This is a genomic window from Rhodanobacter sp. OK091, from assembly GCF_900142825.1.
Classification (GTDB): domain Bacteria; phylum Pseudomonadota; class Gammaproteobacteria; order Xanthomonadales; family Rhodanobacteraceae; genus Rhodanobacter.
Genome location: NZ_FRCH01000003.1, coordinates 230,200 through 243,453 on the forward strand (window position 1 = coordinate 230,200; position 13,254 = coordinate 243,453).

Consider the following 13,254-nt stretch of genomic DNA (forward strand, 5'->3'; position numbering starts at 1 on the left):
CCAGTAGCCCGGTGACGGTGCGTGGGTCGGCCTCTGCTGACGCACCTTGTCAGCAGGCCCGATTTAAAATGCACTACCGCGCCCACATCTGTAGCCGATGACTGACCGCTTCCAACTCGTTGCACCTTATCAACCCGCGGGCGATCAGCCGCAGGCGATTCAGAGTCTCTCCGCGGGCTTCGAGGCGGGTCTGGCGGCGCAAACCCTGCTAGGCGTCACTGGCTCAGGCAAGACTTACACGATCGCCAACGTGATCGAGAAAGTGCAGCGGCCGACCATCGTGATGGCGCCGAACAAGACGCTGGCAGCGCAGCTGTACGGCGAGTTCAGGGAATTCTTCCCGCACAATGCGGTGGAGTACTTCGTCAGCTATTACGATTACTACCAGCCGGAAGCCTACGTGGTGGCGTCGGACACCTTCATCGAGAAGGACGCCTCGATCAACGAGCACATCGAGCAGATGCGACTGTCGGCGACCAAGGCGCTGCTGTCGCGGCGCGATTCGATCATCGTCGCGACCGTGTCGGCGATCTACGGCCTGGGCAATCCGGAAGATTATCTGTCGCTGCGGCTGATCCTTGCCAAGGGTGAGCGCATCGACCAGCGCAAGCTGATCCATCAGCTGACCGAACTGCAGTACACCCGCAATGAGATGGAATTGCGTCGCGGTACTTACCGCGTGCGCGGCGAGATCATCGACGTTTTCCCGGCCGAGTCGGAAATCGAGGCGTTGCGTATCGAGCTGTTCGACGGCGAGGTGGAGAACCTGTCGCTGTTCGATCCGCTCACTGGCGAGACGGTGCGCAAGGTGCAGCGCTATACGGTCTACCCGCGCACGCATTACGCCAGCACGCGCGAGAGTGTGTTGAACGCGATCGAGACGGTCAAGGTCGAGTTGAAGGAGCGGCTGGAGCAGCTGTACAAGGACAACAAGCTGGTCGAGGCGCAGCGGCTGGATCAGCGCACACGTTTCGATATCGAGATGATGGCCGAGGTCGGTTACTGCCAGGGCATCGAGAACTACTCGCGGCACCTGACCCGGCGCGCGCCCGGTGAGCCGCCGCCGACGCTTTTCGACTACCTGCCATCCGATGGCTTGCTGGTGGTGGACGAATCGCACGTCACCGTGCCGCAGCTGGGCGCGATGTACAAAGGCGACCGGTCGCGCAAGGAAACCCTGGTGGAGTTCGGTTTCCGCTTGCCGTCGGCGATGGACAATCGGCCGTTGCGTTTCGAGGAGTGGGAACAGCGCGTGCCGCGCTCGATCTTCATCTCCGCCACGCCGCGCGCCTATGAGCTGGACAAATCCGGCGAGGCGGTGGTCGAGCTGTTGGTGCGCCCGACCGGCCTGGTCGATCCGGAAGTGGAAGTGCGGCCGGTGCGTACCCAGGTCGATGATCTGCTGAGCGAAGTGCACAAGCGCGTGGCGATCGGCGATCGCGTGCTGGTCACCACGCTGACCAAGCGCATGGCGGAGAACCTGACCGAATATCTGGCCGAGCACGACGTGAAGGTGCGCTACCTGCACTCGGACATCGAGACGGTCGAGCGCAGCGAGATCATCCGCGATCTGCGCCTGGGCGAGTTCGACGTGCTGGTCGGCATCAACCTGCTGCGCGAAGGGCTGGACATGCCGGAGGTATCGCTGGTGGCGATCCTGGATGCCGACAAGGAGGGCTTCCTGCGTTCCACCGGCTCGCTGATCCAGACTATCGGCCGCGCCGCCCGCAACGTGCGTGGCAAGGCGATTCTGTACGGCGACCAGATCACCCGCTCGATGCAGGCGGCGATCGACGAAACCGCACGCCGCCGCGAGAAACAGCTGGCGTGGAATGAGCAGCAAGGCATCGTGCCGACCACCATCGTGCGGCGTATTGCCGACATCATGGAAGGCGCGCGCAGCGAGGCAGGCAATCGCCGGGGCAACAAATCCTCGCGCAGCCGCGCGGTGGCCGAGCAGGCTGCCGATTACGGCGCGCTCAACCCCCAACAGACGGCCGGCATGCTCAAGAAGCTCGAGGCGCAGATGTACAAGCACGCGCAGAATCTGGAGTTCGAAGAGGCCGCCCGCCTGCGCGATCAGATCCACCAGTTGCGCGAACAGGTCCTGCGCTGAACCGGCAGCGGGGCCGCCTGCCGGGATATTGTCGGGCGCCGGCAGCTCCCGTATACTGCGCGGCTCGCGTAGCTGGTTTGCGCGAGACGGGCGGTTAGCTCAGCGGTAGAGCACTACCTTGACATGGTAGGGGTCACAAGTTCGATCCTTGTACCGCCCACCAATTTCTGGCCCATGGATCTGGTGGGCCTAAGAGGGGAATCCGAGAGGGTTCCCCTTTTGTTTGTCCCTGAGGGGACGCACGCAGATAAGTCTCGTCGCAGACCTGGCGCGACGCTGCTCGGGGGTGCCTTCGCGTTATCCGGCATGGCGCGCGCCCCGCCTCAGCGCAACAGCTCGATCCGCTTCACGCCTTCGTTCGGCAGTGCGACGCGCAGGCGCCGCGTCTGGGCGTCGAATCGCACATCGCGGGCGGGCTTGCCATCGATGCGCACCAACGCCGGTGCGGCGCCGATGCCGACGAATTCGACCGCTTCGATCCGCTGCCAGCCGCGGTTGCGTGGGATGTCGAGGCGCACGCCGGTTTCGTCCTGAGTCACGACGATGGTGCGCGACTGCCCTTTGCGGTAGCCGTAGCCGTCGCCGGCATCCTGGAAGAAGCGGCTGCTGCCATCGGCGCCCGCCGCGACCGTGATCGTCAGTGGCGCACTCTTCATCTCGCCGGTGTGCTGCACGACCGGCTGGGTCGGTATGCTGGCCCCGGCGCGCACGAACAGAGGCAGCCGGCCCAGCGGCGCGTCGATCTGCACGCGCGTGCCGCCTTCGTGGCGCGTGGCATCCCACCAGTCGATCCACGCATCGCCCTTCGGGAAATAAACGGTGCGCTTGACCATCCCTTCGCGCACTACAGGCGCCACCAGCAGGTCGCCGCCGACCAGGTACTGGTCCTCGACCAGACTCGCGCCAGCGTCGCCTGGATAGACGAACCACAGCGGCCGCATCGGCGGCAGCCCGCTCTTTTCGCTTTCGGCGAACAGCGAGTACAGGTACGGCAGAAGCCGGTAGCGCAGTTCGATCGCAGCACGATTGATGCGCTCGTATTCGGCGCCGAAGACCCACGGTTCGCGAGGGGCGGAGGTGTCGGTCGAATGGGTGCGGAAAAACGGCGTCAGCGCCGCCGCCTGCAGCCAACGCGTGTACAACTCGGCGCTGGGATCGCCCATGAAACCGCCGACGTCGGCGCCGACGAAGGGCACGCCCGATACCGACAAGTTGGTCAGCATCGGGATGGTCAGCGCCAGGTGCGGCCAGTTAGCCGAATTGTCGCCGGTCCACACCGCCGAATAGCGCTGCACGCCCGCGTAGCCGGCCCGGGTCAGTACCAGCGGGCGTTGGCCGGGGCGGAGCTTGCGCAATCCCTCGAAGGTCGCGCGCGCCATCTGCATGCCGTAGACGTTGTGGTAGCGCGCGTGCGGTCCGGCCACACCATCGCCGGCGTGCTGTGCATCGAGCGGAAAGGTCTTCTGTGGCCCGTGGTTGGTCTCCGGTTTGTCGAAGCCGTCGGGCGTGAAGGTCGCCGGCTCGTTCATGTCGTTCCAGAAGCCATCCACGCCGTCGTCCAGCGCCGCCGCGTACAGTTCGCCGAACCATTCGCGCGCCGCCGGCAAGGTGAAGTCGGGGAAGGCGCAGACGCCTGGCCACACCTTTGCGTGCAGTTCGCTGCCGTCGGCGTTGCGCACGTACACGCTGCGCTCGCGGCCATCGCGGTAGATCGGGTAGCCCTCGTCGTACTTGATGCCCGGGTCGACGATGGTCACTGCGTGGAAGCCTTGCGCGTGCAGGTCGCCGAGCATCCGTCGCGGCTGAGGAAAGGTCTTCGGATTCCAGGTGAATACGCGAAAACCGTCCATGTGGTCGATGTCCAGGTAAATCACGTCGGCCGGGATGCGCTTCTCGCGGAAGCTGTGCGCGATTTCCATGACGCGCTGCTGACTCATGTACGACCAGCGCGACTGCTGGTAGCCCAATGCCCACAGCGGCGGCAGCGCACCACGGCCGGTCAGCGCGGTGTAGTCCCGCAGCACATTGGCCGGCGTACGCTCGGCGCCGCCGGTGAACACGTAGTAGTCCAGTTCGCCACCGTCGGCGCCGAAGCCGTAGCGGTGCGGGTCGGTCTTGCCCATGTCGAACCAGCTGCGCCGGGTGTTATCGAAGAACACGCCGTAGCTCCGGCCGTCGTCGAGCGCGATGAAAAACGGGATCGTCTGGTACAGCGGGTCCGTGCCCGGCGCGTAGTCGGGCGTGTCCGTGTTCCACATCGCCATGTACTGCTGTTGCCGCGAGATCGGCAGCGCCTTCTCGCCGAAGCCGTAGTACAGCTCGTAGTCTTCGCGCCGCTTGAAAGTCTGGATCGCGCCGTCGACCGGGTCGAACGCGGTCGGACGCGCCGGGTCGTCGGCGACGACCACGCGACCGGCGGCGTCGTATACCGTTATCGCCGGTTCCGGCCGTTTGCGAATGGCCACGCGCGAGCCGTTGGCCGAGCGCAGTTCCAACTGATCGTCGGTGTCGGCGATCACGGCGTCTGCCCGCGGCACCGCGCCTTCGATCGCGTAGGAGAAGTCGCGGTCGAAATCGCCGCGCGGGTTCATCCGTACACGCACCACGTCGGGTGTCACGAAGCCGATCCGCAGTTTCGCGCCGCCGGCGGTGGATAGCGTCACCGAGTCTCTGCTGGTCGTCACTTGTTCGACCGCGCCCAGCGTACGCAACGCCGCGGCGGCGGGCAGTGCGGCTGCGGCAAGCAGCAGGCCCGCGCACGCCGCGAGGATGTGCTTATGGGTTTCCATGACTCGTACCTCAACCCCGTTGGCAGAAGGTGCCGCTGGATCATCGGCGCTGGAAGCTGTGCGCCACGCGGTGGGCCGGTTGGGCCGGAACCGCGTGGCGCATATGGCTCATTTCCCGGCTTCGACTCGCCGCAGCGGGTGCGCTTCGGTGTTCATCACGACCTGGTCGAGGTTCAGTGCGTCCTTCGGCGAAAACAGCAGCCAGAAGTATTTGAAGGTCTCGGCCAGGGCGAAACTCTCCATGTGATCGGCTTGCTGCTTGGTGACCACGTTCGCGATCGCGGTGTAGCCGTCATCGGTACGCGCGTACCTCACGAAGTCGTCGAACATCTGCTTGCCTTGCAGCCGCCACTTCGGATTGCCGTCCAGCCGCTGCAGGTACCACGCCGACTCGATGATCTCCGGGCGCAGCGGATAGCCGGCCGAGACCACCTTCATCTTGCGGTAGTCCAGCCTTTCGGGTTCGATACCGTGCAATTGCCACATGCGGAAACCGGAATCCTGCAGGCGCGCGGCGCGCGGCACGTCGCCCGAATACGCCAGCAGACCGGGCAGGAACGCGTCCAGCGAGCCGTAATAAGACTCGGTGCGCTGGCCGGTGGCCATGTCGGCATGGCCGTACCACAGCGAGCCGTCGACGTCGTCGGCCAGGTACGTGTTGATGCTGGCGATGCTGGTCTTCCACATGGCCAGGCAGTCCTTGTCCCCGAACAGCTTCCAGCACTTCCACAGGTATTCGTAGTACGAATCGATGCCTCCGCCGACATGCGCCGATGTATGGGTCCACGCGCCGGTGCGCACGTCGATGGCGTCGCCGACCAGGCCGGTCTTCGGCGCGCGGCGCTTGAAGGTCTCGACCAGCGCGTGCTTGGCCTTGTCGTAATACACCGGCTTGCCGGTCAGGCGGGCCAGCGTGCCGTATTCGAGCAGCAAGGTGCCGGTTTCGGCGGGATTGCTCTCGTAGCCGCGCACCTGGCCGGTGCGCAGGTTGACCTGGGTCCACGGCAGACCGGTCGGCGAATCGAACACCGGCAGCATGCGCGTGGCCAAGTCGTCGGCCAGCTTCAGCAGCTTCGGATCGCCGGTCAGCTGGTAGGCCGAAAGCAGGCCGCCGAGTTCGCGGATCGTGGTCTCGAAGTGGCTGACGTAGATGTCCTTGTCGAACGACAGCTTGTCCACGATCAGCTTGTGCGCATCGTCCGCTTCGTCCTTCAGACCAAGCAGGATCAGCGTGTCCAGCGCGTCGACCGGGGTCATCAGCAAGGTTTCGGCATACCAGTCGTGCGGCTGCCTGCTCAGCGGCTTCACGTCGTCGTGGCCCCAGGCGTATTTGCGGTAGCCCTGCCATGCGTGCTGCGCTTCGGCGCGAACGCGCAAGGCCATTTTTGCGGCCTGCGCGTCGGTCATCGCCGTATCGGCGGAAATGGCCTTGGGTCCGGGGGAGGGAGGCGATGCCTTCGCGGTGAAGACGGTGCAGAGTGCGATGAGCAAGAGGGGAGCGATTTTTTTCATTCGTTTCAACTCTCGATGTGGGGCGATGCGTGCGGTTAGCCGGTCTTGCCGGTGGAATTCTTCTCGTTGTACTAGCGGTTCTCTCGATCGGGGTGCGGCGTCGGGGGCGTGCCTGGGATCGATTGTTTTTGGATTTTAGATCGTTCTAAAATGAAAAAAGCAAGCAATTTGCGTTTTTTGGCATTTGTGCTCTATCGGCAATGCGATTGCCCCTCGCGACGCCATCCATGGACCAACGTGGTCTGCAGACCATCCGGAGACGTATGAGCAGGTTCGACTTGTCCGCCACAGTGCTGAAAACCGTTCTGGCTGGAGCGCTGCTGGTGGCAACGACGCCATTCGCGTCTGCTTCGGCCCGCGGTAGCGAGGATCTGCCCGCTCTGGTCAACACCTTCATCGGTACCCAGGACGAAGGCAATACTTATCCCGGTGCATCCGCGCCGTTCGGGCTGGTCCAGGCCAGTCCGGTGGGTTCGCACTACGCCGGCTGGCGTTTCGGCGATGAAAAGATCCGTGGCATAGGCCACTCCTTCCTGTCCGGCGCCGGCTGCTGGGAACAGGGCGGGCAGCTCGTGGTGCTGCCGGTCACCGGCAGCATCGGCCTCGGCGGCGACTTCGACACCAGCGACGCGAAGAATTTCGATAACGGCAAGTACGGTTCGCGCTATACCCAGGACGGCGGCGCCGGCCAGGCCGGTTACTACAAGGTGCGGCTGACCGACTACGGCGGCATCGACGTCGAGGCTGCCGCGCTCACCCGCGCCGCGGCCGAGCGCTACACCTTCCTTGCCGACGCGAAGACCGGACACTTGCTGGTCGACGTGAGCCAGGCCAACGAGAAGCACCGTGTGATCGGCAGCGAGGTGCGCGTGGTCGGCGACCGGGCGGTCGAAGGCAAGATCACCACGCTCAGCTTCTGCGGCGGGCACGAATACGCCACCTGGTTCCGCATCGAATTCGACCGCCCGTTCAAGGCCTTCGGTGTCTGGGGCCAGGCCGGCGGCACGCCGGGTGCGCGTTTCAGCATGGAAAGCGAACACGAGCCGCTCAATGGCGCGTGGCTCAGTTTCAATATGTCGAAGGGGCGCAGCATCACCGCGACCACCGCGATTTCGCATGTCGACGCCGAGGGCGCGCGCATCAACCTGCGCGCCGAAGGCATGAAGGACGGCAAGCTGATCCCGTTCGATGCCATGCGTAAGTCCGCACAGCAGGCGTGGCGCGACGAATTGTCGAAGGTGCGCATCACCGGCGGCAGTCATGACGACCGTGCCGTGTTCTACACCGCGCTGTACCACGCGCTGCTGCAACCGCTGACCGGCAGCGACGCCGACGGCCGCTATCGCGGCTATGACGACGCGATCCATGTCGCCGACGGCTGGACGTATTACGAATTCTTCTCGCTGTGGGATACCTACCGTTCGCAGAACCAGTTGCTGGCCTTGATCGAACCGCAGCGCGCGCGCGACATCGGGCGCTCGCTGTTGGCCATCGACGCGCAAGGTGGTTGGCTGCCGCGCTGGGGCTATGCGAATTTCGACACCAACACGATGACCGGCGATCCGGTCACGCCGTTCCTGGTCGACCTGTGGCGATATGGCGCGCTGAAGGGCTTGCAAGGCGAGGCGTGGAAGGCGCTGCGCAAGAACGCCTGGGGCGTCCCGCCGCTGCAGTCGCGCTTCGAGGGCCGCGCCGGCAACGTCAACTACCTCAAGAACGGTTTCGTGTTCTTCGACCGCACTTTCCCGTCCAAGGGCTCGGACGTGGACGTGGACCCGCGCAACGGCGGTTCCGCAACGCTGGAATACGCCTTGTCCGACTGCTCGCTGTCGCTGATGGCCGACGCACTCGGCGAGAAGGCGGACGCCGCGCAACTGCGCATGCGCGGCGGCAATTGGCGCAAGCTGTGGGATGCACAACTGGGCGAGAAGGAATCCGCCTTCACCGGCTTCCCGCGCCCCCGCATGGAGGGCGGCGGCTGGTTCACGCCGCCGACCGGCACCTATAGCCCGCGTTCGAGTTACGGTTTCCACGAAGGCACAGCCTGGCAGTACCAGTGGCTGGTGCCACAGGACGTGCCAGGGCTGGCGTCGGCGATGGGTGGCCGCGAGGACATGGCGAAGCGCCTCGATGCCTTTTTCGCCTACGACGAACTGCTGGCCGATCCCCAGAACGCCGCGCGCAAGGCCTGGGTCGGCGGCCCGTATTCGTACTACGGCCAGTATCGCTTCAACCCCAACAACGAACCGACCATGCACGTGCCCACGCTGTACAGTCTGGTCGGCCAGCCTTGGAAGACCGCGACGGTGCTGTCCGCGGTGCAGACCTTGTTCACCAACGCGCCGAACGGCGTCACCGGCAACGACGATCTCGGCACCATGTCAGCCTTCTACCTGTTCAGTGCGATGGGTTTTTCGCCGCTGATGCCTGGCAGCGGCCAGTTGCTGCTGCACCCACCGCGTTTCGAGCGCGTCGAAGTCGCGCTGGCCGAAGGCAGAAAGCTGGTGGTCGAAGCCGACGGCGCGAACGCGCCGCACACGCGCTACGTTCGCGGGGCCAGTTTCGATGGCCGGCCACAAACTGCGGTGTGGATCGACGTCGATCGGCTTGAGCGCGGCGGCACGCTGAAATACCAATTGGCCGATGGCCCGGACGTGTCCGGCTGGGGCACACGAGTGGAAGATGCGCCGCCGGCGACCTGTCCTGCTGGGCTGGATCGGTGACCTGTTCGGCCGGCGCGCGGCGAGCTCGGTGCCGGCACGTCATCCGCCTGCCCGGACCGAGAGCTTTCTCCATCGGTCATACGTCGTCGTCTTCCGTTGAAACCGGCGACTCGTAGTTCGGATCTTCCGAATCGCGAGCATGCCGAATCGCATCGCGCAGACGGAGATCCAGGCGATCGAAGTTCAGGACGACCTTGTCGGAATGGACGTCTCTCACCGCCGAGAGTGGCACTACGAAGTCGCCGGCATTCTCGATATAGACGACCAATTCGGGCAGTCCGGGCCTGATCTCGCGGACGGAACCAATGCCTTCGTCGCCATCGGCGATGAAGACCATGAATCCTTCGCTGATTTGTTCACGCATGATGCGGCCCTGCGACAGATGAGGGAGAGAATCTCGCGTCGTGGTTTCATGATGAGCGGGCTTGCCGTCCTCGGCTCCCGCGGCGCAAGAGGGGCAACGCAAGATGAGCACACCCGTCGTTTTGGCACGGTGAAAACGGCGCGCCGGTCCCGTCAGGCCGGCAGCCCGGCCTGATTCTGTTCAACCTGCGAAGCGCCTGACCCAGGCGGCATAGTGGTCCACGAAACCCTGCAGGAATTTCGTGGTGCCTTCGCTGCGGATGGTGCCGTCGTCGGCGATCAGCTCATCCTTGAAATGAACGAATACTTCCGGCTGCGCCAGCGTGGGTACATCGAGGTAGGCGAGCACGTTGCGCAGGTGCTGTTGCGCCAGTGCCGAGCCGGTGGCGCCGATCGAGGTGCCGATCACCCCGGCGGGTTTGCCGGCGAACGAGTTGGCGCCCCAAGGGCGCGACGCGATGTCGATGGCGTTCTTCAGCACGCCGGGAATCGAACGGTTGTATTCGGGCGTGACGAACAACAAGGCATCGGCCGATTCGATATCTTTCTTCAGTCGGGTGGCGACAGCAGGGTAGGCGGCATCGAAATCCTGCGAGTACAACGGCAAGTCGTCGATCTGGATGTGACTGAACGCGAATTCGGTCGGTGCAAGTTTCTCCACGGCGCGGGCAAGCCGGCGGTTGAACGAATCCGCGCGCAGGCTTCCGACAAGGACGGCGATCTTCAACTGGCTCATATCTGACTCCTTGAAAGGGTTGGGCAGCTTCGGCGACCAGCGGGCGCCGGGGCAGTGGTTCGCGACAGGTCGAACGCGCCTGCGTCTCGAAGAGTCAACGGAAATCTCGCGCTGGTGCCGAGGGGGCATGCAATGTACTGCCGACTCGCGTTAAAGGCCGATGAATTCAGCAACGGCATCGAATCGATGCCGGCAGCGTGTACTCTTTGTGGCCAGCTGCCGCCTTCCGTCCGACTTCAACCGGTGAATAATCCCGTGCAAACCATTGAAACCCTGATCGACGCCGCCTTCGAGCGCCGCAACGAACTGACCCAGGCCGAGATCGAAACCCACCTGCGGCCCGCCATCGGTCAGGTCATCGACCTGCTCGAATCGGGCGAACGCCGCGTCGCCGAACCGGATGGCCATGGCGGCTGGACGGTGAACCAGTGGATCAAGAAAGCGGTGCTGCTGTACTTTCGCCTCAATGACAGCCGAGTGGTCGATGGCGGCCCGGCGCAGGCATTCGACAAGGTGCCGCTGCGCTTCGCTCACGGCAACGACGCCGAATTGCAGAATCTCGGCGCACGCGTGGTACCCGGCGCATTGGTACGCCGCGGTGCGCACATCGCGAAAGACGCCGTGCTGATGCCGAGCTACGTCAACATCGGCGCGTATGTCGGTGCCGGTACGATGGTCGATACCTGGGCCACCGTGGGTTCCTGCGCGCAGATCGGTGCGGGCGTGCACCTGTCCGGCGGCGTCGGCATCGGCGGCGTGCTGGAGCCGCTGCAGGCCAACCCCACCATCATCGAGGACAACTGTTTCATCGGTGCGCGGTCGGAAGTCGTCGAAGGCGTCGTGGTGGAACGCGGCAGCGTGATCGGCATGGGCGTGTTCCTCGGTCAGTCCACCCGCATCTACAACCGCGCCACCGGCGAGGTCAGCTATGGCCGTGTGCCGGCCGGCAGCGTGGTGGTGTCCGGCAGCCTGCCGGCCAAGGACGGCAGCCACAGCTTGTACGCCGCCATCATCGTCAAGCAGGTCGACGAGAAAACGCGCAGCAAGACCAGCATCAACGAACTGCTGCGGAGCGGCGAATGAATCCCGTCCTGTATGGACTTCCAAACTGCGACACCTGCAGAAAGGCGCGCAACTGGCTCGCCCGCTTCGAGGTGCCGCATGACTTCGTCGACTACCGCGCCGCCCCGGTGGCGGCGGCGACGTTGAAGGAATGGGCGCAACAGTTGGGCGGTTGGGAGAAACTGGTCAACAAGTCGTCCACCACCTGGCGCAACCTGCTGCCGCAACGCAAGAACCCGGGCAGCGATCCGGAGTGGACCTTGCTGCTGAAGGAGTATCCCGCGCTGATCCGCCGTCCGGTGGTGGTGCAGCCCGATGGCACAGTGAGCGTGGGCTTCACCGACAACGGCTTCAAGAAGCTGTTCGGGCGCTGAGATGGCGATGCGGCTTTCCGGCATCCTGCTGATGGCCGCGATCGCGCTGTGGCTGACGCTGGTCGCGTTCGGCAACCTCACCGACTACGGCAGCAACCTGGTATTCGTGCAGCACGTGTTGGCGATGGATTCGATCTTTCCCGACGCCAGCATTCACTACCGTGCCATCCATTCGCCGCTGCTGCAGCACGTTGCGTATGCGTTGATCATCGGCACCGAAAGCGTAGCCGCCATGCTGTGCTGGATCGGCGCCTGGCACATGTGGCGTGCACGTCGGGCGCCGGCGTCGACATTCCGTCGTGCGAAGCGCGTTGCGATATACGGACTGACTGCCGGCCTGCTGCTGTGGCTGGGCGGTTTCATGGCCATCGGCGGCGAGTGGTTCGGCATGTGGATGTCCAGCCAGTGGAATGGGTTGGAAAGCGCTTTCCGTTTCGTCGTCGTGCTGCTGCTTGCGCTGGTCTGTCTTGGTCAGCGTGACGACGAGCTCGACGCTCCATGACGGGCACCGAGATGGGCAGTCATCCTGCACGCAGATTCCGCAGCAACCTGCGCATCGAACGCGACAACGCCGCGCTGTATACGCGGCTGGCGGAGCTGGCGACCGATCCGCGACTGAGTCAGGTCTATCGCCGCATTGCCGAGGGCGAGCAGAGCAATGCGCAGTTCTGGGAAACGCGTCTGCGTGGCCTGGGTCTGGCCGTGCCGCCGATCCGCATCGGCGCGCGCGTGCGTGCGCTGAGCTGGTTCGCACAGCGCTTCGGCACCGAATTCGTGATGCCGACGGTGGTGCGGCTGGAGCATGCCGATCATGACGACACGCCGGTGGACCGCAGCGGCCACCGCGATCATTTCGTGGCGCCGCGCGAACTCGGTGTGCACGGTCACCGGCATCGCACGCAGAGCGGCAATACCCTGCGGGCGGCGGTGCTGGGCGCCAACGACGGGCTGGTCTCCAACGTCAGCCTGGTGATGGGCATGGCCGGCGCCGCGTCGGGAGACCGTGCCGTGTTGCTGGCCGGTCTGGCGGGCCTGGTTGCCGGGGCCTGTTCGATGGCGCTGGGCGAATGGTTGTCGGTGAACAGTTCACGCGAGTTCTACCAGGCGCAGATCACCGAACGCGCCGAGCGTCTCGCCGTGGCGCCGGAGGACGGCCTGCGGCACATCGCGGGGATCTATCGCGAGAAGGGGATGGAGCAGGCCGCCGCCGAGCACCTGGCCGGACATCTCGCCGATACTCCGAGGGCGGCACTGGACATGATGGTGCTCGAGGATCTGGGCGTCGATCCGGGAGAGCTGGGTGGCTCGGCTTACGGCGCGGCGGTTTCGTCGTTCTGCCTGTTCGCGTGTGGCGCATTGTTTCCGGTGGCGCCGTACTTCTTCCTGGGTGGTCATGCCGCGTTGCTGGCCAGCGCCTGTTCCACCGCCGCCGGGCTGGCGCTGATCGGTATCGGCACCTCGCTGTTCACCGGCCGCAGCATGCTGTTCTCGATCGCCCGGCAACTGGCCATCACGACGGCAGCTGCGGCGATCACTTATACCGTGGGCCACCTGCTGGGTACGATGATCGCGGGCTGAT

General features: G+C 64.8%; 10 protein-coding genes and 1 tRNA gene. 7 read left to right on the forward strand and 4 right to left on the reverse strand.

The features are described from left to right. The first annotated feature begins 97 nt into the window (after window positions 1-97). Window positions 98-2,116, forward strand: a complete 2,019-nt coding sequence (uvrB, locus tag BUA26_RS15710; RefSeq protein ID WP_072761808.1) for an excinuclease ABC subunit UvrB — start codon at window positions 98-100, stop codon at window positions 2,114-2,116. Between the two features lie 88 nt (window positions 2,117-2,204). Continuing rightward, a tRNA-Val gene (locus tag BUA26_RS15715) sits at window positions 2,205-2,279 on the forward strand. Window positions 2,280-2,439: 160 nt separating this feature from the next. On the opposite strand, the gene BUA26_RS15720 is transcribed toward BUA26_RS15715, so the two are convergent. Together BUA26_RS15720 and BUA26_RS15725 are read right to left on the reverse strand one after the other, a co-directional pair. Then, on the reverse strand, window positions 2,440-4,905 hold the full coding sequence (locus BUA26_RS15720) for a glycoside hydrolase family 31 protein (RefSeq protein ID WP_072761809.1): 2,466 nt from the start codon (window positions 4,903-4,905) through the stop codon (window positions 2,440-2,442). 108 nt (window positions 4,906-5,013) lie between these two features. Beyond that, window positions 5,014-6,312, reverse strand: coding sequence for a glycoside hydrolase family 47 protein (locus BUA26_RS15725; protein WP_255368387.1), 1,299 nt, complete (start codon window positions 6,310-6,312; stop codon window positions 5,014-5,016). A 368-nt stretch (window positions 6,313-6,680) separates the two neighbouring features. Here BUA26_RS15725 and BUA26_RS15730 point away from each other — a divergent pair, with 368 nt between their 5' ends. After that, entirely contained in the window at window positions 6,681-9,140 is a 2,460-nt protein-coding gene (locus BUA26_RS15730; protein ID WP_072761811.1) for a GH92 family glycosyl hydrolase, read from the forward strand. A gap of 76 nt (window positions 9,141-9,216) precedes the next feature. Here the strand turns inward: BUA26_RS15730 and BUA26_RS20760 are convergent, their stop codons facing one another. Further along, window positions 9,217-9,504, reverse strand: coding sequence for a hypothetical protein (locus tag BUA26_RS20760; protein WP_072761812.1), 288 nt, complete (start codon window positions 9,502-9,504; stop codon window positions 9,217-9,219). A gap of 180 nt (window positions 9,505-9,684) precedes the next feature. After that, window positions 9,685-10,239 carry an NADPH-dependent FMN reductase gene (locus BUA26_RS15740; RefSeq protein WP_072761813.1) on the reverse strand — a complete coding sequence of 185 codons (555 nt, stop codon included), beginning with the start codon at window positions 10,237-10,239 and terminating at the stop codon, window positions 9,685-9,687. Window positions 10,240-10,494: 255 nt separating this feature from the next. Here BUA26_RS15740 and dapD point away from each other — a divergent pair, with 255 nt between their 5' ends. Genes dapD through BUA26_RS15760 form a run of 4 tightly spaced genes read left to right on the forward strand, consistent with a single transcriptional unit; the run spans window position 10,495 to window position 13,253 of the window. Further along, window positions 10,495-11,322, forward strand: a complete 828-nt coding sequence (gene dapD, locus BUA26_RS15745; protein ID WP_072761984.1) for a 2,3,4,5-tetrahydropyridine-2,6-dicarboxylate N-succinyltransferase — start codon at window positions 10,495-10,497, stop codon at window positions 11,320-11,322. After that, window positions 11,319-11,675, forward strand: a complete 357-nt coding sequence (locus BUA26_RS15750) for a Spx/MgsR family RNA polymerase-binding regulatory protein (protein ID WP_072761814.1) — start codon at window positions 11,319-11,321, stop codon at window positions 11,673-11,675. Before dapD ends, BUA26_RS15750 begins: the two co-directional genes overlap by 4 nt. Window positions 11,676-11,682: 7 nt before the next feature. Continuing rightward, the gene (locus BUA26_RS15755; RefSeq protein WP_255368388.1) at window positions 11,683-12,177 is read left to right on the forward strand and encodes a DUF2165 family protein; all 495 of its coding nucleotides are present in this window, start codon (window positions 11,683-11,685) and stop codon (window positions 12,175-12,177) included. Next, a complete protein-coding gene (locus BUA26_RS15760; protein WP_255368389.1) occupies window positions 12,174-13,253 on the forward strand; it encodes a VIT1/CCC1 transporter family protein in 1,080 nt (359 codons plus the stop codon). The genes BUA26_RS15755 and BUA26_RS15760 overlap by 4 nt, the downstream gene beginning before the upstream one ends. Window position 13,254: the final 1 nt, after the last annotated feature.

Coding starts and splice junctions, on each gene's coding strand:
- uvrB (WP_072761808.1), top strand. CDS start 98: ATGACTGACCGCTTCCAACTCGTTGCACCTTATCAACCCGCGGGCGAT.
- BUA26_RS15720 (WP_072761809.1), bottom strand. CDS start 4,905: ATGGAAACCCATAAGCACATCCTCGCGGCGTGCGCGGGCCTGCTGCTT.
- BUA26_RS15725 (WP_255368387.1), bottom strand. CDS start 6,312: ATGACCGACGCGCAGGCCGCAAAAATGGCCTTGCGCGTTCGCGCCGAA.
- BUA26_RS15730 (WP_072761811.1), top strand. CDS start 6,681: ATGAGCAGGTTCGACTTGTCCGCCACAGTGCTGAAAACCGTTCTGGCT.
- BUA26_RS20760 (WP_072761812.1), bottom strand. CDS start 9,504: ATGCGTGAACAAATCAGCGAAGGATTCATGGTCTTCATCGCCGATGGC.
- BUA26_RS15740 (WP_072761813.1), bottom strand. CDS start 10,239: ATGAGCCAGTTGAAGATCGCCGTCCTTGTCGGAAGCCTGCGCGCGGAT.
- BUA26_RS15750 (WP_072761814.1), top strand. CDS start 11,319: ATGAATCCCGTCCTGTATGGACTTCCAAACTGCGACACCTGCAGAAAG.
- BUA26_RS15755 (WP_255368388.1), top strand. CDS start 11,683: ATGCGGCTTTCCGGCATCCTGCTGATGGCCGCGATCGCGCTGTGGCTG.
- BUA26_RS15760 (WP_255368389.1), top strand. CDS start 12,174: ATGACGGGCACCGAGATGGGCAGTCATCCTGCACGCAGATTCCGCAGC.